This is a genomic window from Oricola sp. (genome assembly GCF_022763245.1).
Classification (GTDB): domain Bacteria; phylum Pseudomonadota; class Alphaproteobacteria; order Rhizobiales; family Rhizobiaceae; genus Oricola.
Map to the genome: position 1 here is coordinate 345,926 of NZ_JALEGV010000040.1, position 23,834 is coordinate 369,759.

19 protein-coding genes are annotated in these 23,834 nt (G+C 66.1%); 9 read left to right on the top strand and 10 right to left on the bottom strand.

The window, feature by feature from the left end:
• The first annotated feature begins 73 nt into the window (after window positions 1-73).
• Entirely contained in the window at window positions 74-3,583 is a 3,510-nt protein-coding gene (locus MRY80_RS19095; RefSeq protein ID WP_293292655.1) for a PAS-domain containing protein, read from the top strand.
• Between the two features lie 22 nt (window positions 3,584-3,605).
• Here MRY80_RS19095 and MRY80_RS19100 read toward each other — a convergent pair whose 3' ends face one another.
• Window positions 3,606-4,274, bottom strand: a complete 669-nt coding sequence (locus tag MRY80_RS19100; RefSeq protein ID WP_293292656.1) for a response regulator transcription factor — start codon at window positions 4,272-4,274, stop codon at window positions 3,606-3,608.
• A 90-nt stretch (window positions 4,275-4,364) separates the two neighbouring features.
• Window positions 4,365-4,682 carry a hypothetical protein gene (locus MRY80_RS19105; RefSeq protein ID WP_293292657.1) on the bottom strand — a complete coding sequence of 106 codons (318 nt, stop codon included), beginning with the start codon at window positions 4,680-4,682 and terminating at the stop codon, window positions 4,365-4,367.
• A 119-nt stretch (window positions 4,683-4,801) separates the two neighbouring features.
• Between MRY80_RS19105 and MRY80_RS19110 the strand changes: the two genes are divergently transcribed.
• The gene (locus tag MRY80_RS19110) at window positions 4,802-5,809 is read left to right on the top strand and encodes an alpha/beta hydrolase (RefSeq protein WP_293292658.1); all 1,008 of its coding nucleotides are present in this window, start codon (window positions 4,802-4,804) and stop codon (window positions 5,807-5,809) included.
• On the opposite strand, the gene MRY80_RS19115 is transcribed toward MRY80_RS19110, so the two are convergent.
• Together MRY80_RS19115 and MRY80_RS19120 are read right to left on the bottom strand one after the other, a co-directional pair.
• Window positions 5,784-6,551, bottom strand: coding sequence for an N-acetylmuramoyl-L-alanine amidase (locus tag MRY80_RS19115; RefSeq protein ID WP_293292659.1), 768 nt, complete (start codon window positions 6,549-6,551; stop codon window positions 5,784-5,786). The two genes, MRY80_RS19110 and MRY80_RS19115, sit on opposite strands and share 26 nt — an antisense overlap.
• Window positions 6,548-7,258 carry a DnaJ family molecular chaperone gene (locus tag MRY80_RS19120; protein ID WP_293292660.1) on the bottom strand — a complete coding sequence of 237 codons (711 nt, stop codon included), beginning with the start codon at window positions 7,256-7,258 and terminating at the stop codon, window positions 6,548-6,550. Before MRY80_RS19120 ends, MRY80_RS19115 begins: the two co-directional genes overlap by 4 nt.
• Before the next feature lie 111 nt (window positions 7,259-7,369).
• Between MRY80_RS19120 and MRY80_RS19125 the strand changes: the two genes are divergently transcribed.
• From MRY80_RS19125 to MRY80_RS19140, 4 genes are all read left to right on the top strand, one after another.
• Window positions 7,370-11,008, top strand: a complete 3,639-nt coding sequence (locus MRY80_RS19125; protein WP_293292661.1) for a hydantoinase B/oxoprolinase family protein — start codon at window positions 7,370-7,372, stop codon at window positions 11,006-11,008.
• 440 nt (window positions 11,009-11,448) lie between these two features.
• On the top strand, window positions 11,449-12,279 hold the full coding sequence (locus tag MRY80_RS19130; protein ID WP_293292662.1) for a hypothetical protein: 831 nt from the start codon (window positions 11,449-11,451) through the stop codon (window positions 12,277-12,279).
• A 396-nt stretch (window positions 12,280-12,675) separates the two neighbouring features.
• Window positions 12,676-13,023 carry a DUF2200 domain-containing protein gene (locus tag MRY80_RS19135; RefSeq protein ID WP_293292663.1) on the top strand — a complete coding sequence of 116 codons (348 nt, stop codon included), beginning with the start codon at window positions 12,676-12,678 and terminating at the stop codon, window positions 13,021-13,023.
• Between the two features lie 125 nt (window positions 13,024-13,148).
• Window positions 13,149-13,715, top strand: a complete 567-nt coding sequence (locus tag MRY80_RS19140) for a lytic transglycosylase domain-containing protein (RefSeq protein ID WP_293292664.1) — start codon at window positions 13,149-13,151, stop codon at window positions 13,713-13,715.
• A gap of 3 nt (window positions 13,716-13,718) precedes the next feature.
• On the opposite strand, the gene MRY80_RS19145 is transcribed toward MRY80_RS19140, so the two are convergent.
• Window positions 13,719-15,101 carry a serine hydrolase gene (locus tag MRY80_RS19145; protein ID WP_293292665.1) on the bottom strand — a complete coding sequence of 461 codons (1,383 nt, stop codon included), beginning with the start codon at window positions 15,099-15,101 and terminating at the stop codon, window positions 13,719-13,721.
• A 202-nt stretch (window positions 15,102-15,303) separates the two neighbouring features.
• On the opposite strand from MRY80_RS19145, the gene MRY80_RS19150 reads away from it, so the two are divergent.
• Entirely contained in the window at window positions 15,304-16,098 is a 795-nt protein-coding gene (locus MRY80_RS19150; RefSeq protein ID WP_293292666.1) for a GH25 family lysozyme, read from the top strand.
• A gap of 30 nt (window positions 16,099-16,128) precedes the next feature.
• Window positions 16,129-17,319 carry a lytic murein transglycosylase gene (locus MRY80_RS19155; protein ID WP_293292667.1) on the top strand — a complete coding sequence of 397 codons (1,191 nt, stop codon included), beginning with the start codon at window positions 16,129-16,131 and terminating at the stop codon, window positions 17,317-17,319.
• 13 nt (window positions 17,320-17,332) lie between these two features.
• Here the strand turns inward: MRY80_RS19155 and MRY80_RS19160 are convergent, their stop codons facing one another.
• The 3 genes from MRY80_RS19160 to MRY80_RS19170 form a co-directional block, all read right to left on the bottom strand.
• Complete coding sequence (locus MRY80_RS19160) at window positions 17,333-17,578, bottom strand: hypothetical protein (protein WP_293292668.1); 246 nt, start codon at window positions 17,576-17,578, stop codon at window positions 17,333-17,335.
• Between the two features lie 89 nt (window positions 17,579-17,667).
• Window positions 17,668-18,864, bottom strand: coding sequence for an MFS transporter (locus MRY80_RS19165; RefSeq protein ID WP_293292669.1), 1,197 nt, complete (start codon window positions 18,862-18,864; stop codon window positions 17,668-17,670).
• A 3-nt stretch (window positions 18,865-18,867) separates the two neighbouring features.
• Window positions 18,868-20,088, bottom strand: coding sequence for an alanine racemase (locus MRY80_RS19170; RefSeq protein ID WP_293292670.1), 1,221 nt, complete (start codon window positions 20,086-20,088; stop codon window positions 18,868-18,870).
• A gap of 81 nt (window positions 20,089-20,169) precedes the next feature.
• Between MRY80_RS19170 and MRY80_RS19175 the strand changes: the two genes are divergently transcribed.
• Window positions 20,170-21,408 (top strand): amidase, encoded by a 1,239-nt coding sequence (locus MRY80_RS19175; protein ID WP_293292671.1) that lies wholly within the window; start codon window positions 20,170-20,172, stop codon window positions 21,406-21,408.
• A 409-nt stretch (window positions 21,409-21,817) separates the two neighbouring features.
• Here the strand turns inward: MRY80_RS19175 and metF are convergent, their stop codons facing one another.
• Complete coding sequence (gene metF / locus MRY80_RS19180) at window positions 21,818-22,735, bottom strand: methylenetetrahydrofolate reductase [NAD(P)H] (protein WP_293292672.1); 918 nt, start codon at window positions 22,733-22,735, stop codon at window positions 21,818-21,820.
• Window positions 22,732-23,751 carry a metalloregulator ArsR/SmtB family transcription factor gene (locus tag MRY80_RS19185; RefSeq protein WP_293292673.1) on the bottom strand — a complete coding sequence of 340 codons (1,020 nt, stop codon included), beginning with the start codon at window positions 23,749-23,751 and terminating at the stop codon, window positions 22,732-22,734. The genes metF and MRY80_RS19185 overlap by 4 nt, the downstream gene beginning before the upstream one ends.
• Window positions 23,752-23,834: the final 83 nt, after the last annotated feature.

A 23,834-nucleotide genomic window follows, 5' to 3' on the forward strand; every position in this document is an offset into this window, starting at 1 on the left:
AAAACAGCCTAATCAACCGGATTGGACAGATTCGCACCGTTTTGCTTCAATGCGGCTGCGTTTCGGAGGAGCGATGCAGGGCGGCCTGATCATCATCGTCGCTTTCGGCTACCTGGCGATCCTGTTCGCCGTGGCAGCATATGGCGACCGCAAGTCTCGCGGCGGACCGAGCACCGTACCGCGGCCGAACATCTATGCGTTCAGCCTCGCGGTCTACTGCACCTCCTGGACGTTCTTCGGATCCGTCGGCGTCGCCTCACATAACGGCTTCCAGTTCTTCACCATCTATCTGGGGCCGATCCTCGTCTTCACGCTCGGCTACAAGCTGATCGAGCGCATCATCGCCTTGTCCAAGGCGGAGAAGATCACCTCGATCGCCGACTTCCTGGCGTCGCGCTACGGCAAGAACGCCTGGGTGGCGGCGCTGGCGAGCGTGATCGCCGTGGTCGGCACGGTTCCCTATATCGCGCTGCAATTGAAGGCGATTTCGGATTCCGTCACGCTGATGGCGAGCCATTACGACGTGTTCGAGACTGCGCAATCGACCTTCCACGTCGACATCTCGCTGATCGTCTCGGTGTTCCTGAGCATCTTCGCGATCCTGTTCGGCACGCGCCATGCCGACGCCACCGAGCACCAGGACGGTCTGATCCTGGCCGTGGCGCTGGAATCGTTCGTCAAGATCGCGGTGTTCCTGCTGGTCGGCGGGGCGGTGGTGTTCTTCATGTTCGGCGGCCCGGGCCCGATCTTCGACGCCATGCGCAATGACGACCGGGTGGTGTCGGCGATCGTCCAGGGCAGTTCGCCGGCGACCTGGATCGTGATGACCTTCCTCAGCGCCTCGGCGATCCTCGCCCTGCCGCGCCAGTTCCACGTGACCGTGGTGGAAAACCGCTCGGAGGTGGAGCTGCGCCGCGCGGTCTGGCTGTTCCCGCTCTACCTGATCGTCATCAACCTCCTGGTGCTGCCGCTGGCGGTGTCGGGCATGCTGAACCTCGGGCCGGAGGTCTCGCCTGATTCCTACGTGCTGGCGCTGCCGCTTTCGGCGGGACAGGACTTCCTGGCCTTCCTGACGTTTACCGGCGGTCTTTCGGCTGCGACCGCGATGGTGATCGTCGCCTCGGTCGCGCTGGCGATCATGATCTCCAACGACCTGATCATCCCGCTGATGCTGTGGCGGTTCGGCGGGCGCCTGCGCACCGATTCCGGCGACTGGACACGGGTGATCCTGAACATCCGCCGCGTGTCGATCTTCATCATGCTGATCGCCGCCTTCGCCTATTATCGCGCGGCGGCGAATTCGACGCAGCTCGCCGCGATCGGCCTGTTGTCGTTCGCTGCAGTGGCGCAATTCGCGCCGGCCCTGATCATCGGGCTGTTCTGGCGCGACGCCAATGCGCGCGGCGCGATCCTCGGGATGGGTGCGGGCTTCGTCGTGTGGACCTACACGCTGCTGCTGCCGACCCTGCTCGGCCCCGACCACGCCTTCATCCAGAACGGCCTGTTCGGGATCGACGCGCTGCAGCCGCAGGCGCTGTTCGGGCTGCAGGCCGAACCGCTGAACCACGGCGTGTTCTGGAGCCTCCTGGTCAATGTCGCGCTTCTGTTCATCGGCTCGGCCTCGCGGGCGCAGACGCCGCTGGAACGCCTGCAGGCGCTGACCTTCGTGCCGCATGACGCGCCGCAGGGCGTCAAGATCCGCCGCTTCCGCACGACGATCACGATCAACGACCTGAAGGCGACGCTGAGCCGCTATGTCGGCCGGGCGCGCACCGAACGCGCCTTCGCCGCCTTCGAGGAGCGCGAGGGCCGCAAGCTCGACGGGCGCCAGACGACCGACATCACCGTGGTGCGCTATGCCGAGCAGATCCTCGCAAGCGCCGTCGGCTCGTCCTCGGCGCGGCTCGTCCTGTCGCTGCTGTTCGAGAAGGACGGCGCCTCGTCGCGCGAGACGGTCCAGTTGCTCGACGACGCGTCGGAGGCGCTGCAGCAGAACCGCGACCTCCTGCAGATGGCCCTCAACCAGATGGACCAGGGGATTTCGGTCTTCGACAACAACCTGCGCCTGACCAACTGGAACACGCAGTTCCGCGCGCTGCTCAGCCTGCCGAGCCAGACCGGCCAGTTCGGCTATCCGCTCAAGCTGATCACCGAGCGGCTGGTGCAGGACGGCCAGATCGACGAGGCGATGGCGTTCGAAGCGGTCGACAACATCACCGGCTTCAAGCGCGCCTGGCAATTGCCGCTAAAGCGCGGCGGGCGAATCCTGGAAATCCGCTCCAACCCGATGCCGGACGGCGGCATCGTCGTCACCTATACCGACATCACCGGCCGGGTGGAGGCCGACGAGGCGCTGCAACGGGCCAAGGAAAGCCTCGAACACCGCGTCGCCGCGCGCACCGCCGAACTGACCAATGTGAACCGCGAACTGGCGCAGGCGCGGGCGCTGGCCGAGGAAGCCAACCTGTCGAAGACGCGCTTCCTGGCCGCCGCCGGCCACGACATCACCCAGCCGCTCAACGCCGCCCGGCTCTACACATCGTCGCTGGTGGAGCGGACGGCGGGCAAGCGGTCGTCGGAACGCGACATCGCGCAGAAGATCGATTCCTCGCTGCAGGCCGTGGAGAACATCATCGGCGCCGTGCTCGATATCTCGCGCCTCGACGCCGGCGCGATGACGCCCAGCCCGTCGGTGTTCTCGCTCGGCGAATTGCTCAACCAGATCAAGACCGACTTCCAGCCGTTCGCGAGCGAGAAGAAGCTCGACTTCGTCGTGGTGCCCTCCTCGGTGGTGGTCGAGTCCGACCGCAACCTGTTGCGCCGCCTCGTCCAGAACCTGGTTTCCAACGCGCTCAAATACACCAAGACCGGCCGGGTTCTTGTCGGCGTGCGCCACGACGGCGACGACGCGCTGATCTGCGTCTACGACACCGGCATCGGCATCTCGTCGAAGAAGGCGAAGACCGTGTTCCGAGAATTCGAGCGGCTGCAGGAAGGCGCGCGCATCGCCAGCGGGCTGGGGCTCGGCCTTTCCATCGTCGACCGCATCTCGCGGGTCCTCGACCTCAAGATCGAGATGAAATCGCGCACCAATGTCGGCAGCGTGTTCACCGTGCGCATCGCGCGGTCCTCCGCCGAACTGATCGCCGAGCCGGCGCGCGTCAACCGGACGGCCGCCGTGCGGCGGGTTCTGGCCGGCACGGTCGTCGCCTGCATCGACAATGAGGAGACGATCCTGTCGGGCATGCGCGTGCTGCTGGAAGGCTGGGGCGCGACCGTGATCGCGGCGACGACGCAGAAGGCGCTTCTGCGCGACATCGCCAAATCCGGTGCCGTGCCGCATGTGATCATCGCGGACTACCACCTCGACGAGGGTCAGAACGGGCTGGACGTCATCGCGGCGGTGCGCTCCAGGCTGGCGCCCGGCATGCTGGCGATCCTGGCGACGGCCGACCGCTCGGCCACGCTGCGCACGGCAGCGGCGCAGGCCGAGATCCACATTCTCAACAAGCCACTGAAGCCGGCGGCGCTGCGCGCCCTCCTGGCCAATGCCGCACCGGACCGGATCGCGGCGGCGGAATAAGGTCCGAAACTGCGAGAGCCTGTCAGTCCTGCTCGTCGCGCAGCATGTCCGCGCCGATCTTCGACAGGAGGATCACCGCCTGGGTGCGGCTGTCGACGTTGAGCTTCTGCAGGACAGCGGAGACATGCGCCTTGATGGTCGCCTCCGAGACGCTGAGCTCGTAGGCGATCTGCTTGTTCAGCAGCCCCTCGCCCAGCATGCCGAGGACACGCGCCTGCTGCGGCGTCAGCGTGCGGATGCGGCGGATCAGGTCGCCGATTTCCGGATCGTGCTCGCTGCCCAGATTGATGCCTTCCGGCAAGGCGATGTCGCCGGCCAGCACGTCGGCCACGCCCTTGCGGATCGCGTCGGTGCGGGCGGATTTCGAGATGAAGCCCGACGCGCCGAGTTCGATCGACCGGCGCACGGTCGACGCGTCGTCCGTTCCGGAGATGACGATGACCGGCACCGCCGGAAAGGCTGCGCGCACCGAGACCAGCGCGGACAGGCCGCTGGAACCGGGCATGGAAAGGTCGAGCAGCACAAGATCGGTTTCGGGGTGTTCGTTCAGCGAGGTGATCGCCGAGCCGAAATCCTCCGCCTCGCGGATCATCGGCGGTTCGAAATCGTCGCCGAGCGGGATGCTGATGGCGGACTTGATCGCGTCCCTGAAAAGGGGGTGATCATCCGCAACCAGAATCTGTACCGCCATCGTCCAACTCCCCCGAATCGTCCGGCCCCGTCCGTCCGACCGTCAATGATTATGACGTTCGCAAGGCGTGTGCTGTCAAGGCGAGCGCCCTCAACCGCCGGCACGAGGGGCCTGATTTCGCCGCAGGAGCGCCGGAAATCGAAGGACGAACCAGATCGCGGTCCAGACATTGCCGAGGATCGGGATCGGCGCGATCCAGAGGATGGCGGTCCAGCGGCGTTCCAGGGTAGCGATGACGACGGCGGCCAGCACGAAGCCGAGATAGAGGTCGGCAAGGGTGACGATGCCCCAGGGGTCGGAGGTCAGCCAGCGCCCGGCCTCGCCGAAATCGCCGGCAAGGACGGCCCAGACGATCAGCCCGGCCAATGCCGCGGCCAGTATCGCAAGCCCGAGGCGCAATGCCCGCATTCTCAACGCTCCCTTCGTTTCGCCGACGGCCGCCTTCCGGTTCTGGCGGCCTCACACCTGCCATGCTACGCAGCGGGCGAGGATCAGGATCACCCACCCACCACGCCCGGAGACATTCGATGACGAAGCTTGCCGAACCACGCTGGCCGGACGCCGCCGTTTTCGCCGAGGAAAACATCCCGGACGAAGCCCGCGCGCTCAACCGGCGCATCGTCGAGGCGATTTCCAGCGTGCCGAACCGGTGGTCGATACCGATGCCGGTGGTGCGCACGGCGCGCGCTTCCGGACGCGGCGTGTTTCCGCTGTGCGCGCCCGACCCGCATGCCGAGACCTTCATCGTCACGGGCCCGGACGGCAACGACATTCCGCTGCGCGTGCTGCGCCCGACGACCCGCGAGGCGCGCGGCACCTATCTGCACATCCATGGCGGCGGATGGGTGATGGGGTCACCATCGGAAAACGACGAGAGGATGCGCCGCATCGCTGAAAATGTCGGGCTGGTGACGGTCTCGGTCGACTATCGCCTCGCGCCGGAACACCCCTACCCCGCCGCGCCGGACGATTGCGAGGCGGCGGCGCTGTGGCTTCTCTCCGACACGCAGCACGACCTGCCGCGGCAGTTCCTCGCCATCGGCGGCGAATCGGCGGGCGGGCATCTGACCGCCGTGACGCTGCTGCGGCTGCGCGACCGGCACGGGGTCTGGCCGTTCCACGCCGCCAATCTGGTTGCCGGCTGCTACGATCTCGGCGGCACGCCGAGCGTGCGCAACTGGGGGCCTGAACCGCTCGTCCTCGCCACGGAAGACGTGAAGCGCTGCACCGGGCTTTTCGTGCCCGAAGGCCGGGACCGGCGCGCGGCCGACATTTCGCCGCTTTACGCAACGCTCGAGCACATGCCGCCGGCGCTGTTCACCTGCGGCACGCAGGACCTCCTGATCGACGACACGATGATGATGGCGCATCGCTGGCATGCGGCGGGAAATGGCGTCGAACTCGGTATCTATCCGGGCGGCTGCCACGTGTTCCAGAGCTTCCCCTCCGCCCAGGGTGACGAGAGCCTGGCGCAGATGGACGCCTTCCTGAACCGGATGGCGGACGCCGTCACCTCAGGTCGGGAAGCGCCGTAAGCAGCCGGTGCAGCGTCTCGATCGTCGAGGCGTCGGCGACGCCGTCGACGCGTTCGGGTCGGAAATGGCGCTGGAAGGCGGCGACGTTGGCCGCGGTGCGCTCGTCGAAGACGCCGCCGATGGCGGCGCCATAGCCATAGAGCGCGAGCATGGATTGCAGCGCCTCGACCGGCTGGCCGGCATCGCCTAACGCAAAGAAGCGGCCGCCGCGGATCGCTGACGGTTCCACCCAGTGGCCGATGCCTGACGCGGCCAGAACGTGCCACGGGAAGCGCTCGCCGGGATCGCGCTTGCGCTGCGGGGCGACGTCGGAATGCGCCAGCACCCGTTCCGGCGCGATTGCGTGGCGGGCCAGAATGCCTTTCGACAGCGCGATCACCGCCTCGATCTGGCGGTCGGGAAAGGCCGGCAGGCCGAAATCATGGCCGCCATTGACGATCTCGATGCCGACGGAGCGCGAATTGACGTCGGTCTCGCCCTTCCAGAAGCTCGCGCCGGCATGCCAGGCGCGTTCTGATTCCGGCACCATCTGCACGATGCGGCCGTCCTCGTGGACGAGGTAGTGGCTGGAGACCTCGCTTTGCGCGTCGCACAGGCGGTCTTCCGCCGCCTGGCCGGTCTCCATGCCGGTATAGTGCAGCAACAGGATGTCGACGGGCCTGTCGCCGCGCCGCTCGCCGGCATTGGGCGAGAGGCGGCATTCGGCTTCGGCGTGGTCCGGCGCGAAGGGCGCTTCGCTCATTGGCGGCGCAGCTCCGGCTCGATCGTCTCCCAGGCGTCGTTGATCGCGGCGATGCGGTCATTGGCGATCTTGATGAACTCTTCCGGCAGGCCGCGCGCGACCAGCTGGTCCGGATGGTTCTCGCGCACCAGTTGCAGGTAGCGGCGGCGCGCCTCGGCATGGCCGACGCCTTCGTCCAGTCCCAGAATGCGCCACGGGTCGCGGCGGCCCTTGTCGACATGGCGGGCGACGACACGCTCGAAGGCCGTGCCGGAGATGCCGAAGATGCCCGCGACGTCGGTGAGGAAATCCAGTTCCTTGCGATGGATGACGCCGTCGGCCTTGGCGATGTGGAACAGCCCGTCGAGCACGTCGATCAGCAGCGGGCAATTGGTCATGCCGTCGCCGCACAGGCCGGCCACCTGCTCGGCATAGGCCCGGTAGCCGGCGACGTCCTGCTTGGCGAGATTGTAGAGATTGGCGACGCGGTTGGCGTCTTCGGCGGGGATCTCGAAGATCTCGCGAAAGGCGTCCACCTCCTCGGCCGTGACGATGCCGTCGGCCTTCGCCATCTTCGCCGACAGCGCGATCATGGCGATGGAAAAGGCGACGCGGCGGCGGGTCTCCGGATCGCCGGCAAACATCGTGCGCACGGCCTCGACCACGCCGGTCAGCGCGGTCGTCGCCTTGGCCGACACGAAATCGGAGATTCGGACCCAAATCGACATCGGTTTCTTCTAACGGAAGAGCCGTGCCGATGTAAGAGCGCGTTGCACGCCGCCGAGGGTTGCCCGCACCGGCAAACTCCGCCACAAAACGCGCAGGCAAAGGAGTTCTTCATGACCGACAGATGGGATTTCTGGATCGACCGCGGCGGCACGTTCACCGACGTCCTGGGCGTCGACCCGGCGGGCAACATCCACCCCTACAAGCTGTTGTCGGAGAACCCGGAAGCCTATCGCGACGCCGCCGTGCAGGGCATTCGCGACCTGTTGGGCGTGGCCAAGGGCCAGCCCGTCCCCGCCGTCAGGATCGGCACGGTGCGCATGGGCACGACGGTGGCGACCAACGCGCTCCTGGAGCGCAAGGGCGACCGGACGCTGCTGCTGATCACCCGCGGCTTCCGCGACGCGCTGCGCATCGCCTACCAGGCGCGGCCGGACATCTTCGCCAAGGAGATCATCCTGCCCGAACAGCTCTATGAGCGCGTGATCGAGGTGCCGGAGCGCGTGCTCGCCGACGGCACGGTGGAGACGCCCGTCAACCTGGCCGCCGTCGAGACCGACGTGCGCACGGCCTTTGACGAGGGTATCGAGGCCGTCGCCATCGCCTTCATGCATGCCTGGGCCTATCCCGAGCACGAGCTCGCGGCCGAGGAAATGGTGCGCATGATGGGCTTCTCGCAGATCTCGGTCAGCCACAAGGTCTCGCCGCTGGCGAAGCTCGTCGGACGCGGCGACACGACGGTGGTGGACGCCTATCTGTCGCCGATCCTGCGGCGCTATGTCGACCAGGTGGCCAGCGAACTGGGCGTCTCCGACGAGCCGGGCGGCACGCGGCTGCAATTCATGATGTCGTCGGGCGGGCTGACCGCGGCGGAACTGTTCCAGGGCAAGGACGCGATCCTGTCCGGTCCCGCCGGCGGCGTGGTCGGCATGGTGGAAACCGCGCGGGCCGAAGGCTTCCAGGACGTGATCGGCTTCGACATGGGCGGCACGTCGACGGATGTGGCCCACTATGCCGGCGCCTATGAGCGGGCCTTCGACACCGAGGTCGCCGGCGTGCGCATCCGCGCGCCGATGATGCGCATCCACACCGTGGCGGCCGGCGGCGGCTCGATCCTGCATTACGAGGCGGGACGCTTCCAGGTCGGACCGGATTCGGCCGGCGCCAATCCCGGCCCGGCGGCCTATCGGCGCGGCGGACCGCTGACCGTGACCGACGCCAACGTGATGACGGGCAAGCTCGATCCGCTGCATTTCCCGGCGATCTTCGGCCCCGAGCAGAGCGAGCGGCTCGACGCCGACATCGTGCGCGAGAAGTTCCGGGCGCTTGCGGCGGAGGTCGGCGACGGCCGGACGCCGGAGGAAGTGGCGGAGGGCTTCATCACCATCGCCGTGGAAAACATGGCCAACGCGATCAAGAAGATCTCGGTGCAGCGCGGCTATGACGTGACGGGCTACGCGCTCAACTGCTTCGGCGGCGCCGGCGGCCAGCATGCCTGCCTCGTCGCCGACGCGCTCGGCATGAAGGCGGTGCTGATCCACCCCTATTCCGGCCTGCTCTCGGCCTATGGCATCGGCCTGTCGAAGACCTACGCCTCGCGGCAGCACGCGCTGGTCGAGACGCTGGGCGAAGACAGCCGTTCCGCGATCGAGGGGCTGATCGCGCAGCTTGCCGGCGAAGCGACGGAGGAACTGACCGGCCAGGGCATCGCCGCAGACGCCATCTCGACGCAGCCGGTGCTTCATATCCGCTATTCGGGCACCGACACGACGATCGACGTGCGCTATGACGGCGCCGACCTCGACAAGGCCGCCCGCGATTTCGAGGCCGCGCACATGGCGCAATTCGGCTTCACCGACCCGTCGCGCGAACTGATCGTCGAGGCGGTGGGCGTCGAGGCCTCCGAGGCGACGCCTGAGCATGCGGAAGCCGGCGAAACGGCCAAGCCCGAGATGAAGGACCGGGGCGCCGAGACGGCGCAGCGCATCTTCACCGGCGGCGAATGGCAGGAGGCCGGCCTGTTCCTGCGCACGCACAGCGCGACGGCCCCGCTCGCGCCGGGCGACCGCGTGACGGGTCCGGCGATCATCATCGAGGACAACCAGACCATCGTCGTCGAGCCCGGCTGGCAGGCCGAAGTCACCGGCCACAACCAGATCCTGATGACCCGGCACGTCGAGAAGGCGCGCGTCGCGCCGATCGGCACGCAGGCCGACCCGGTGATGCTGGAGGTGTTCAACAATCTCTTCATGTCGATCGCCGAACAGATGGGCGTGACGCTGCAGAACACCGCCTCCTCGGTGAACATCAAGGAGCGGCTGGATTTCTCCTGCGCGGTCTTCGACCATACCGGCGCGCTGGTGGCCAACGCTCCGCACATGCCGGTGCATCTGGGCTCGATGGACCGGTCGGTGGAATCGATCATCCGCCAGAACCCTAAGATGAAGCCGGGCGACGTCTACGCGCTGAACGCCCCCTATAATGGCGGCACCCACCTGCCCGACATCACCGTGGTGACGCCAGTCTTCGACGATGCGGGCGAGGAGATCCTGTTCTTCGTCGCCTCGCGCGGCCACCACGCCGACATCGGCGGCATGGCGCCCGGGTCGGCGACGCCGCGCGCCACCCATGTGGACGAGGAAGGCGTGCTGATCGACAATTTCAAGCTGGTCGAGAACGGCAGGCTGCGCGAGAAGGCCTTCATCCAACTCCTGACCGACCATCCGTGGCCGGCGCGCAACCCGGCGCAGAACCTCGCCGACATGCGCGCCCAGATCGCCGCCAACGAGAAGGGCGTCGCCGAGTTGCGCCGCATGGTCGGCCATTTCACGCTGCCGGTCGTGCAGGCCTACATGAACCACGTCCAGGACAATGCCGAGGAGAGCGTGCGCCGCGTCATCGACGCGCTGGCGGATTGCTCGGCGGACTATCCGACCGACAACGGCCAGACGATCCGGGTGAAGATCACGGTCGACAAGGCCGAACGCCAGGCGACCGTTGATTTCACCGGCACCTCGCCGATGGAGAAGAACAACTTCAACGCGCCGGAACCCGTTGCGCGCGCGGCGGTGCTGTATGTCTTCCGGCTGATGGTGGAAGGCAACATTCCGATGAATGCCGGCTGCCTGCGGCCGATCAACATCGTCATCCCCGACGGCTGCATGCTGAAGCCGACCTACCCGGCCGCCGTGGTGGCCGGCAATACCGAGACGAGCCAGCACGTGACCAACTGCCTGCTCTACGCGCTCGACGCGCTGGCCAACTCGGAAGGAACGATGAACAACCTGACCTACGGCAATGCACGCTACCAGAATTACGAGACGATCTGCTCCGGGTCGCCGGCCGGCCGGATGAATTCCGGGCGCGGCTTTGCCGGCGCGTCGGGCGTGCATGTCCACATGACCAACACCCGCATGACCGATCCGGAAATCCTGGAGATGCGTTATCCGATCGTGGTCGAGGAATTCTCGATCCGCGAAGGCTCCGGCGGCGGCGGGACGTTCCGCGGCGGCGACGGCACGCGGCGCGTGCTGCGCTTCCAGGAGGACATGGAATGCGCGATCCTCTCGTCGCACCGCATCAATCCGCCCAGGGGCCTCGACGGCGGCGGCGACGGGCAATGCGGCAAGACGGAAATCCGTAGGCTCGACGGCTCGATCGAGCAACTGAAGCACTGCGACCAGACATCCGTGAAGACCGGCGAAGCCGTGATCGTGACCACGCCGACGCCGGGGGGATACCTAAGAGAGTAATAGGGCGATTCGAGCGAAAGGGGCTGCTTACGGCTCGGAGACCTCATGAGAAATTCGCCAGAACGGGCGAATTGGCCATCACATCCCGGATGTCGCCGTTGGCGCGTCGACACGGACGGCTGCTTTGCGCGCCCCAAGACGGACGCTTGGTGATTGACAGTCAATTTGAGCTTTGAGCCCGGATGAGGCCTTCGTTTTTTGCGTTCGGACCAGCATTCGCGGCCGATAGCCGCCATTCGGCCGCCCCAGCCCTTATCATGGTACGGTTCGCCATTAACGGATTGGTACATCGCAGGATGTGTGGCAGCCGCGCGCAATGCCATCAATACATCATAGCACATGTGTCAGCGCTCTTGGCGCGCTAGGACATTCTAGTGTATTTTCGAGAAATCCGTAATAAACATCTGTAAACAACGAATGGATGCATGGAGAATCGTTCAATGAGACCGGTATTCTTGGCTCTGATGGCAATTGCCATGCCAGCGATTGCGCACGCACAGAATCTAAGCCTAGAGCACAGAAGGCAAGTCATCGACAATCTGGGAAGGCTACTGCCCCAGATCGAGTTTACGGAGGTTGGATCCCCCATCTTCGATGGAGACTCCGATCCCTTCGTAGTCAGGATGGCACCCATCACTAACTCAGGCGAGCCGCAATTGTTTTTTCCCGGTGATTATACCATCGCAAGTTCTGCGATAGAACCGGAGGCTCTCGGAAATCATCTGTGCCATTTGGCGAAGCAGTTTATCATCGAAGAACGGAAAGCCAGGGCTAACTTCATGGATGGCGTTGACGTGTCTGCCGGGGTGGGGAAGTCAGAAGTCAAATTTGAGATTGGACTACACGAGAGGGCTTTGGAGGGAATAGTCAGAGGAATCTTGTATTTATACGATTCGTTCGCTGGCAGTGATTGGTCATTCGAGTTGCTCGTGATTGGTGCGGCAGACAGAGCGGGACCGAATTTCTCGCGGTCGTTGGATCCACGCGCCCATTTTGATGAAATTCTAGCTCACCCGCCAATTGCGAATGATCTGACCCAGCATGAGATCTATGATCGAGCAACAGAAAAATTTGCAATACCGGACCCCTATAGCAACGACGACTTGCCCCTTCTACGGGCAGAGTACATGAAGAGTATTTTTGATAACTTTCTGGTACGGTGCAATCTAGAACCAAGGATTCAACGACCTCCTCGGGTCCTTCGCGGTCATCCCATCGCGGAAACGCAGCCCGAGGCGCGAACTGTTAGCGTCTACTTTTATGTGAAGTGAGGAGTATGCTGGCATCCTCACTCTACCAATCGAAGTGGGCTGCTCGGCTGATTTCGGCTTTTCGCGGCATCTATGCCAAAGGCGTACTGTCCTCACGCTGAATAATGATGAGCGCCTTCTGCGTGTCCGTGAACTGCGATGCGGCATTGCTAGCCGCCCCGCGCAGAACGAGAGCTTCGATCTTGGGCTAAGCGACGCAGCATAGCGCCAATCCGAAGCTGTGACTGTACGCCCGACGCTCCCGGCCCCATTCCAGTCAGTCGACAAATGAACGCCACTGTCGGCTTCGTCGCGTCGCGGACTTTGGCGAAGCGGTGATCGTGACCACGCCGACGCCGTGGGGTATCTGGGGGAATAGAGCGCGCGTAAGAGAGACGAGCGAACCGGAGGCGAGACATGCCGAGAATGAACATTCGGGAGATGAAATTCTCCAAGGTCTATCCGATGTATGTCCAGAAGGCCGAACGGAAGGGCAAGACCAGGGCGGAGGTCGACGAGATCATCCGCTGGCTGACCGGCTACGACGATGCGGCGCTCGAAAGGGAGATCGAGGGGGAGAGCGACTTCGAGACGTTCTTTGCCCAGGCCCCACGCATCCATCCGAACAGTTCGCTCATCAAGGGCGTCATCTGCGGCATCCGGGTGGAGGAGATCGAGGACCCGGTGGTGCAGCAGGTCCGCTATCTGGACAAGCTGATCGACGAACTGGCCAAGGGCAAGGCCATGGAGAAAATCCTCAGGTAGTCGGCCAGCAAATCCCCTCGCCGACGCGGGAATCCGCAGGCCCTGCCCTGATTCCGCCTTCTTTGCCCTGAAGGAGCCAGAAAGGCTATAAGGCCTGACGACACGGACATTTCTGGATCCAGCCCATGGCGACTGCCCATCCCCTGCCCGCGATCGCCGCGGTTTTCTGCATGACCGCGCTGGCGGGATGTTCCGCGACCAGCGTGGTCGAGACGCTTTCGGTCACGCCGGCCATCGCCGCGGGCCTGTCGCTCACGGAGGAGCAGGCGCTCGACTCCGAGCCGGTGGTGGAAATGGCCTATGCGGCGCCGTCCAAGCCCGCCGTCTCCAGCTCGCGCGCGGCGATCGACCGGATGATCGCGCGCTACTCGCGCGAATATCGCGTGCCGGAGAAGCTGGTGCATCGCGTCGTCAAGCGCGAGAGCACCTACAATCCGCGCGCCCAGAACGGCGGTCATTACGGCCTGATGCAGATCAAGCCGGAAACCGCGCGCACCATGGGCTATCGCGGTTCGCCGGCGGGCCTCTACGACGCCGAGACCAATCTCAAATATGGCGTGAAGTATCTGCGCGGCGCGTGGATGCTGGCCGACGGGTCGGAAGACCGGGCGGTCTATCTCTATTCGGCCGGCTACTACTACGTCGCCAAGGCGCGCGGCATGCTGGTGGAGACCGGCCTGCGGTCGAAGTGATCCCTATTCAGGCCGGTTGAGCGTTTCGATCAGCGCCTGGACGAGGAAGGCCGGCTTGTAGAGCCGGTCGGTCGGCGTCAGCCCCATCCGCACCACCACCAGCCTTTCCGACGGAATGATCGACACGGATTGCCCGTCATGGCCGGACATGAAGAACGCCTCGGCGGGCAGTTCGGGGTTGTCGCCCGGCAGCCAGGCGTTCGAGGCGCGCCGCCAGACATGGCCGCGACCATATTCACCGTTGGAGGCGGGATGCGGCTCGACCATCCAGTCGACATAGCCGACCGGCAGCATCGAACGGCCGTTCCAGACCCCGCGCTGCAGCAGGAACTGCCCCAGGCGCGCCCAGTCGCGCGCCGTTGCGTAGAGATAGGACGAGCCGACATAGGTGCCGCGCGCGTCGGTCTCGAAGACGGCGGAGCGCATGCCGAGCGGCTCGAACAGCGCCTGGCGCGGGAACGCCAGCGCCTCGGTGCGGTCGTCGAACGCGTCCTGCCAGACCCGCGACAGCATGACCGTGGTACCGGACGAGTAGTTGAACACCGCGCCGACGCCGCCGGGCGTGGTCGCGTCGAGCGGGTTGGAGGCGGCGAAGCCGGCCATGTCCGGCTCCAGATAGAGCATGCGGGTCACGTCGGAGACCGAGCCGTAGCCCTCGTTCCAGGCCAGATCGCTGGCCATGCCGAGCATGTCGGCGACCGTGATCGCGCCGCGACCGTCGGTCCAGCCCTCGAACAGGCCGGCCTCGTCCAGCGTCATGGCGCCTTCGCGCACGAGCCGGCCGATGAGCATCGAGGTGACGGTCTTGGTCATCGACCATCCGAGCAGCGGCGTGTCCTCGTCGAACCCCTCGCCATAGCGCTCGCCGATGACGCGCCCGTCCCGGACCACGACGACGGCGCGCATGCCGGGGCCGGTCAGCGCCTCGTCGTTGAGGACGGCGTAGAGTTCGGTGTCCTCGACCGGATCGACGGTCTCGCCCTCGGGCCAGAGCCCGTCTCCCGGTTCCGACGTCTCGGCGGCCGGCAGTGCCGGCTGCGCGCGGGCGGCCTCGATGTCGCCGTCGGGGACGGCGGCGCAGCCGAGGCCCGGGCGATGGATCGCGAGGCCGCGGCCGAATTGGCCCAGAAGGCCGGCGCGCACGACGCCGGCGGTGCGGTCCACCGACACGCGCATCAGCCGCAGAAGCGGATGGCCCGGCGCCTGAACGTCGACCTCCAGCACCTGCTGCGGATCACGATCCGCGAGAAAGGCATTCGAACACACGATTTTCGCCGAGTAGCCCGATCCGACGCGGATCAGTTCCGGCGGCGCGACGTAAAGCCAGCCGACCAGGGCGATCACGACGACCGCCAGACCCAAAACGACACCCTTGACGATCCTCATGAACGCCCCGCCCCTGTTCACTCTCATCACGGTGAGCTAGTCGCGCAGTGGCGCTCCCGTCAACCGTCTCGACGGTTCCGGACCGTGCCCCGGCCGCCGCGCGGCGCGCAAGGGCCAGAATTTGTTTCACTCGTCCGTCCGCGCCATGACGGCCACAATCATATGCGCTAGAAGGACGCGGGGACGGGAAAGGGTCGAATCAGTGCCTTCGCATTTCGGTCGCATCGCAATCGCTGCAGCCGCGCTTGTCCTGGCGGGATGCTCGTCGGGCTCGATCGATTTCGCCGACGCGGTCGTGCCGCTGGCCGCTCCGCGCTTCGTCGACACCGAGCCGGTGGACGCCTTCGAGGGCGGCGCGCCGCATGGTTACGCGGTGCACGGCGTCGACGTGTCGAAATACCAGGGCGACATCGACTGGGGCGCGGTGAAGAACGCCGGCATCGCCTTCGCCTTCATCAAGGCGACCGAGGGCGGCGACCATGTCGACGAGCGCTTGCAGGACAACCTGCGCCAGACCAAGGCCGCCGGCATTCCCCGCGGCGCCTATCATTTCTTCTATTTCTGCCGGCCGGCCATCGAGCAGGCGCGCTGGTTCATCCGCAACGTGCCGAAGGAGCGCGGCATGCTTCCGCCGGTCCTCGACATGGAGTGGAACGCGCATTCGCCGACCTGCACGACGCGCCCTGCGCCCGAGACGGTGCGCGCCGAGATGCGCGTCTTCATCGACGCGATCCGCAAGCATTACGGCATCCGGCCGGTGATCTACACGACGCCCGAATTCCACGAACAGAACATCGACGGCCATTTCGGGCGCGAGACGCTGTGGCTGCGCTCGGTCAAGGCGCATCCGCGGGTCATCGACCCGGACGCCGACTGGACCTTCTGGCAATATACCGGCACCGGCGTGGTGCCGGGCATCGACGCCAGGACCGACATCAACGTCTTCGCCGGCAGTGCCCAACAGTGGCGCCGGTGGCTTTCCGCCAACAAGGTCTGACCCCAACCCCAAAATTCGCGAGGAGACCCCATGAGCATGAGAAACCAGGCACGCATCCTACTGGCCGCAGCGGCGCTGACCGCGTTCACCGGCCTGGCGCAGGCTCAAGCGCAGGCCCCCTGCGGCGGGAGCTTCAGCGCCTGGCTGGAGGGCATGCTCGCTGAAGCGCGCGCGGCGGGGGTCGGCGATGCCGGCCTCAGGGCGATCGCCTCGGCCAGCGTCGACCCGGCCGTGCTCAAGCGCGACCGCGCCCAGGGCGTCTTCACGCTGGATTTCGCCACCTTCGCGCGCAAGCTGATCTCGCAGAACCGCATGGATGTCGGCCGCTCGAAGCTGAAGCAATACGCCTCGACCTTCCAGCGGGCGCGCTCGGAATACGGCGTCGCGCCGGAGGTGATCACCGCCTTCTGGGGCCTGGAGACCGATTTCGGCGGCTACCAGGGCGATTTCAACACGCTGAACTCCATCGCGACGCTGGCGCATGACTGCCGCCGGCCGGAACTCTTCAGGCCGCAGTTGATCTCGCTGGCGCGGCTGATCGACCTGGGCGTCGTGCCGCGCGGCATCACCGGGGCCTGGGCCGGAGAGATAGGCATGGTGCAGGTGCTGCCCGACGACTACCTGACCAAGGGGCGCGACGGCGACGGCGACGGACAGGTGCAGCTCAAGACCTCGGCGCCGGACGCGATCATGACCGCCGCCAACTTCCTGAGTTCGCTTGGATGGCGCGCCAACGAGCCGTGGCTGATCGAGGTGCGCGTGCCGGCGCAGATGGAATGGTACGACGCCGGCCTGCACAAGGCGCTGCCCGTCTCGGAATGGCAGGCGCGCGGCGTCTCGGCGCGAAACGGCACGCTTCCGCCGAGCAACGAGGCTCACCTGATCCTGCCGATGGGCCACAAGGGACCGGCCTTCATGGCCTATCCGAACTTCCACGTCTTCCTGGAATGGAACCAGTCTCTGACCTATGTGCTGACGGCCGCCTATTTCGCGACCCGCCTCGGCGGCGCGCCGATCTTCGACGAGGGCAATCCGGAACCGGGCCTGAACCAGCCGCAGATGAAGTCTCTGCAGCAGAAGTTGACCGCGGACGGCTTCGACGTCGGCGAAATCGACGGCATCCTGGGCGCCGGCACGCGCGCGGCGGTGCGCGAGGAGCAGAAGCGCGTCGGCTTGCCGGCTGACGCCTGGCCGACGGTGCGGCTGCTGAACGCGCTCTGAAGCGTAAAGCGGCTCAGAGCTTGTCGAAATCGTCCTTGCCGGTCGGGATCAGCATGACGGCGGTCGCCAGATAGGCGAAGCCGAAGGTGATCCCGAAGGTCAGGCCGAGCAGCGCGATGGCGGCTGCCTTGTGATCGGTGTGGGCGATCAGTTCGCCCAGATTGCCGATGTTGAAATGCACCATGCCCGCGGCGATCAGCCAGCCGATCGCGATGCCGATGATGCTGTTGATGAGGACGAAGCGTACTAGTTTCGGCATGAAGCGGCTCCTGCTTCCGGCATGCCGAAGCCTACGCCGCTTGTGAACGCGATCAATGGGACAAGTTGAAGCGTCCCGGCGCCGCGGATTCAGGGGTTACGGGCGGGCACGCCCATTGCGTTGAGGCGCGCCATCGCCACGATGCCGAAGAGCGGTCCGAGCGCCATGATCGCCATGACCGCCGGCCAGCCCCACCATGCGGCCAGAACCGGCGTCGCCTGGACCGTGACGAAGGTGAGCGCGAAGCCGAGCGCGGTCTGCAGCGTCATCAGGCTGCCCGCCTGGTCGGCCGGCGCATTGTCGGCGACGAGCGCGGAAAATTGTGCGGAATCGGGGCTGATCGAGGCACCCCAGAGGACGATGACGGTGAAGGTGAGCCATACCGGCCCGCCAAAGGTCAACGCCGTCAGCACCGCGCAGACGCCGCTCACCACCATCGCGGCAAGCGCGACGCTGGCCTTGCCGATCCTGTCGGCGCGCCTGCCGGCGATCATGCTCGTCACCGCGCCGGCCGCGATCGAGACGAAGGCGGTGATCGCCGCGAGCGTCACGGCTCGCTCCTCGGACATGTGGGCGCCATAGGAGAGCGCGGCGATGACGGCGATCCAGGCCCACATGGCGTAGAGTTCCCACATGTGGCCGAAGTAGCCCGCATAGGCGAGCCGGACGCGACGATTGGTCCAGGCGGTGACGACGGCGCGCGGATCGAAGCGCTTCGACTGGGCGTGATGCGGGCCGAGGCCGACCATCTGGGCGAGCAGGCCGCCGGCGATGGCGACGACCGATGCGATCACGACGGTCGGACGCCAGTCGGTGCCGCCGCTCAGCGCGAAGAGATGCGGGGCGGCCGAACCGAGGATCAGCGCGCCGACGAAGGAGCCGACGATGAAGCCGCGATCCTTCTCCCCCCAGCCGACCGCGATCTTCATGCCGACGGGATAGACGCCGGCCAGCAGTGCGCCGGTGAGCCCGCGCGCCGCGATCGCCGCCGCGCTTCCCGGCGTCGATGCCAGAAGCGTCAGGTTCACCACCCCGGCCAGTACCGCACAGATGCCGAGGAGGCGGCGGGGGTCGTGTCGGTCGGCGATGCCCAATATGGCGGAGATCAGCGCTCCGACGACGAATCCGAGCTGCACGGCGCTGGACAGCGCGGCCTGGCGGAACGGCGAGATCGGGAATTCCGCGTTCATGCCCGGCAGGATGGCTGCGGACACGAACCAGAGCGACATGGCGCCGAACACGGCGAGCAGCAGAAGGACGAGCGACGGCCCCTTGCCCGCGGCCACGGCTCAGTCCGCCATGGTTTCGAGGCTGGCGAAGCTCTCCGGCGCGTCGCCGGCGTCGAAGGGCTCGTCCACCTCGACGAAGGTGTCGGGGTAGAACCCGTTGAACCGCGTGCGCAGCGCCATGGAATAGGCGCCGATATGGCCGATCTCGATCCAGTCGCCCGTGTCGACCGTCTCGGGCAGGTGGAAGGGCCGGGTCAGGATGTCGACCGAATCGCAGGTCGCGCCGCAGACCTTGAAGGGCACGATCTTTTCCGGATCACCGTTGCGGCGGCGCAGGTTCGGATCGGGAATGAAGCGCGCAGGCAGGGTGATCTTGCCGGTCCAGCTGTCCGACAGCGACGCCCAGATGCCGTCATTGATGTAGAGCCGCCTGCCCTTGCGCAGGAGCACGCGCACGATGAGCGAGAAGGCGCGCGCGACGATGACGCGCCCCGGCTCGGCGACGAGCGGCAGGTCGAAGAAGCCCCACTCCTCCACCGCGCCGCGCAGATTGCCCATGATCTCCTCCAGCGGCACCGGCTCTGGCGCATGGCTCTTCGGATCGTGACCATACTCGGCCGGAAAGCCGCCGCCGACGTCGAGCCCGGCCAGCGGCACGCCCGCCCGGTTTCGCACCCAGTCGGCGGACGCCAGCGCCCGCTCATAGGTCACCGGATCCTCGACCTGGCTGCCGACATGGAAACACAGGCCGGTGCGAAAGCCGATGCCGTGCAGCCGCTGCAGCAGTTCCACGGCATGGCCGGGCGCGGCGCCGAACTTCTTCGACAATTCGTAGGCGGCGTGGCCCTTGGTGGCGATGCGCACGAAGACCGTCATCGTCGTGTGGTCGATGTCGAGGGCGCGGGCGATGCGCAGGATCTTCGCCACCTCGTCCTCATGATCGACGACGAGGACGCGGATGCCGTAGCGCTCCAGCGCGAGCCGGATGTCCGACTGCGCCTTGACCGGGTGCATGTAGAGAAGTTCTGCCGTCGGAGCGATGTCGCGGACCGCCTCGAACTCGGCCGGGGACGCGACATCGAAGACGTCGATGCCGGCCTCGACCAGCGCGCGGATGACCATCGGCTCGCCATTCGTCTTGACCGCATAGGCGGTCGTGCCGGGAAACAGCGCCTTGAAGGCGCGCGCGTCCTCGCGCAGCACCTTCGGTCGAAAACAGTAGACGGGCACGTCCGGCCGGAGCTTCAGGGCGGCATCGCGCGCCGTGGCAAAACGTTCCATGCGAGCAGTTCCGTTTCTTCCGTGGAGCCGTGAGATGTGGTTAGAGCAGAGTTCGCGTTCCAGCGCAAAGGGAGGAAAATCGTGCTGTCCGTATCCAAAATCCTGGAAGACATCGCCGCCGGCCGCGACAGCGCCGAGGCCGCCATCACGCGCAGCCGCGCCCTGATCGACGAACGCGACGGCGAAATCCAGGCCTTCGAGGCCGTCAGTCCGGTGTACGGGCCCATCGCCAGCGAGGGGCCGCTCGCCGGCATCGCCGTGGGCGTGAAGGACATCTTCGACAGCTACGACATGCCGACCACCTATGGCTCGCCCTTGTACCACGGCTATCAGCCGCGCGCGGACGCGCCGGTCGTCGCCATGACCCGGGCACGCGGGGCCTATGTCATCGGCAAGACGGTGACGACCGAATTCGCGTTCATGAAAGCGAGCCGCACGGCCAATCCGCACGATCCGGCGCATACGCCCGGCGGCTCGTCTTCGGGATCGGCCGCCGCGGTCGCCGCCGGCATGATCCCGGCGGCCATCGGCACCCAGACGGGTGGCTCGGTCGTCCGGCCGGCGTCATTTTGCGGAGTTTCGGGCTTCAAGCCGAGCTTCCGGCTGTTTCCGAGCGGCGGCATGAAGACCTTCGCCTGGACGCTGGACACCACGGGCTTCTTCGCGGCCAGCGCCAGGGACGTGGCGCTGTTCGCCGCACTTCTCTGCGGCCGCGACCTCACGGCCGACGATCTCGACGACGCGCCGCGCATCGGCCTTTACCGCAGCGCTGTCGACGACCAGGCCTCCCCCGACATGCTCGCCGCGGTTGCCCAGGCCGCCGACATCGCGCGTGCGTCGGGCGCCTCGATCGTCGAGATCGCCGAGCCGGAGGAAATCCGCCGCGGCCGCGAGGTGCACGCCGTCATCCAGGGCTACGAGGCCGCCATCTCAATGGCGCATGAACTCGCGTACCACGCCGACGCGCTCAGCCCGACGCTGCGCGAGACGCTTGAGGAAGGACGCGCGATCCTGCCGCAGGCCTATGACGAGGCGCGCCGCAGGGCCCGTCACGCGCGCAAGGCGGCGACGCGGCTGTTCGACGAGGTCGACGTACTTCTCGCGCCGTCCGCAACGGGGGTCGCGCCACGCGACCGCGACACGACGGGCACCGCCCTGTTCAACAAGGTGTGGACGCTGACGGGCGTGCCCTGCGTCAACGTGCCGGGCCTGACCGATTCGGCCGGAATGCCGCTCGGCGTACAGGTGATCGGCCGTTTCGGGCGCGACAAACAGGCCCTGCAGGCCGCAAACTGGCTGGAAACACGGCTGGCGACGTGACGCGTTTCGGGTCCGGACATCCCGCTTCGCCGCGTCGTTCACAGGGCTGTGGACGATTTTTTCACGGAAATGGTCAATGAAAAAAGCGTAGCGCGAAGGCATGTTTAGCCCGAACGGCTCGCAAAGCGAGTCAACGCTTTTCGCGGCGCAGCATGGTTTTTGACTTGTACCTTCGTATGATCCGCATAGATTCAGAAGCTCAAAGCAAGGAGGCTTGCTATGGGACTGACACGTTCAATCAACGTCATGATGGTCTGCGCAGCGTTCGTATTTCTTTGCGCCCTGGTTTTCGGAGTCCTGCCCTGAGCAGGACGCGTCGCGGCGACGAGGCCGCTCCCTGACACAACACAAAAAGCCCGGGCCGCCTTGCGGCGACCCGGGCCTTGAATGAAGCGAGGCGACGCGCCGGTCAGGCGGCGTGAAGCTGGGCCTGTGCGGTTTCGCGGATGCCGATCAGACGGCAGACGGCGAAGACGAGATCGGGCCGGTTCATCGTGTAGAAGTGGAAGTCGTTGACGCCACGATCGACCAGGTCGAACACCTGCTCGGCGGCGACGGCTGCCGCAACCAGCGCATGGGTGTGCGGGTCGTTCTCCAGACCCTCGAAGCGATCCGCCAGCCAGGCCGGGACGCTCGCGCCGCATTTGGACGCGAAATTGCGCACGGCGCCGAAATTGTGGATCGGGACGATGCCGGGGACGATCGGGATGTAGATCCCTGCCCTGCGCACCCGCTCGACGTAACGCTCATAGGCGTCGTTGTCGAAGAAGAACTGGGTGATCGCGCGGGTCGCGCCGTTGTCGACTTTGCGCTTGAGCATGTCGAGATCGGTCGCCAGATCCGGGCTTTCCGGGTGACGCTCCGGATAGGCCGCCACAGAGATGTCGAAATCGCCGAAGGCCTTGATGCCGGCCACGAGATGGGCGGCGTTCTGGTAGCCCTCGGGATGCGGCTGGTAGCGCGTGCCGACGCCGCCGGACGGGTCGCCGCGCAGCGCCACGAAGCGGCGGATGCCGAGTGCCGCGAAATCGCGAATGACGGTATCGACCTCCTCGCGGGTGGAATCGACGCAGGTGATGTGCGCGGCAGCCGGCGTGTTGCCGGTCGCCAGCACGCTCTGCAGCGTCTTGCGGGTGGTGTCGCGGGTCGAGCCGCCGGCGCCATAGGTCACCGAAACGAAATTCGGCTCCAGCGGGCTGAGGCGGGCGATCGTGTCGCCGAGGGTCGCCTCCATCTGCGCATTCTTCGGCGGAAAGAATTCGAAGGAAACGCGGATATCCGGACCGGCTCCGCAACCATTTGCGATCCGTTTGACGGAATGCCTCATGCCACATACTCCAGAGGGGATTGAGTTGACTGATCTTCTTCTGCGATCTCGACACGCGGGTCGCGCGCGACCCAGATCTTCACCGTCAGCTGGTCGGGGTCGACCTTGCCGGCGGCGAGCGCACGGGACTGGACGGGTTCCAGTTCCGCCTTCTCGAACCATCCCTCGATATCCGCGTCGGCAAAGCCCAGGCGCTGATGCGCATGTTCCTCGCGCAGGAGATCGAGATGATGGGGAGCGAAATCGACGATGACGAGCCGGCCGCCGGGGCGCAGCGCGCGCGCCGCCTGCCGGATGGCCGCCGACGGATCGTCGAGATAGTGGAGGACCTGGTGGATCGTCACCAGATCGAAGCCGTCGCGCGGGATCGGCAGGTTGTAGACGTCGCCGAGGCGCACCTCGGCGTTGCGCACGCCCGCCGCATCCAGATTGGCGCGGGCGACATTGAGCATGTCGCGGTTGGAATCGATGCCGATGCCGTATTGGTAGAGGTCGGCGAAGAGCTCGAGCAGCCGGCCGGTGCCGGTGCCCAGATCGAGCATGTAGCGCACCGGCTTGTCGCCGATCAGCGCCGACAGCGCCTCCTCCACCAGTTCGTCGGCGACGTGGTGGGAGCGGATCTCGTCCCAGCTCGCCGCGTTGCGGGTGAAGTAGCGCGAGGCCTTCTCGCGGCGGAGCGCCTTGACCTCGAGAAGCCGTTCGGAATCCTTGCGGATGGTCTCGTCGGTCTGGTCGATGCGGCCGAGCAGTTCCTGCACGAGCACGTCGCCGGCGGCGTCGCGGCTCAGCCGGAACAGCGCCCAAGAGCCTTCCTGCTGGCGCTTGATCAGCCGCGAATCGAGCATCAGCTTGAGATGCCGGGAGACGCGCGGCTGCGACTGACCGAGGATCGTGGTCAGCTCGGAGACCGTCAGGTCGCCCTCGGCCAGCAATTTCAGGATACGAAGCCGGGTGGGTTCGGCTATGGTCTTCAACAGATCGACCATCGTATCAAGGTGGAAGTCGGGCGTGCTCATACTCTCTCCGAAAGGATATAAAGATATGTTTATATCATTTTCGGACCACTGGCAAGACGCTCCCTGACGGAAACAGAGCCGAC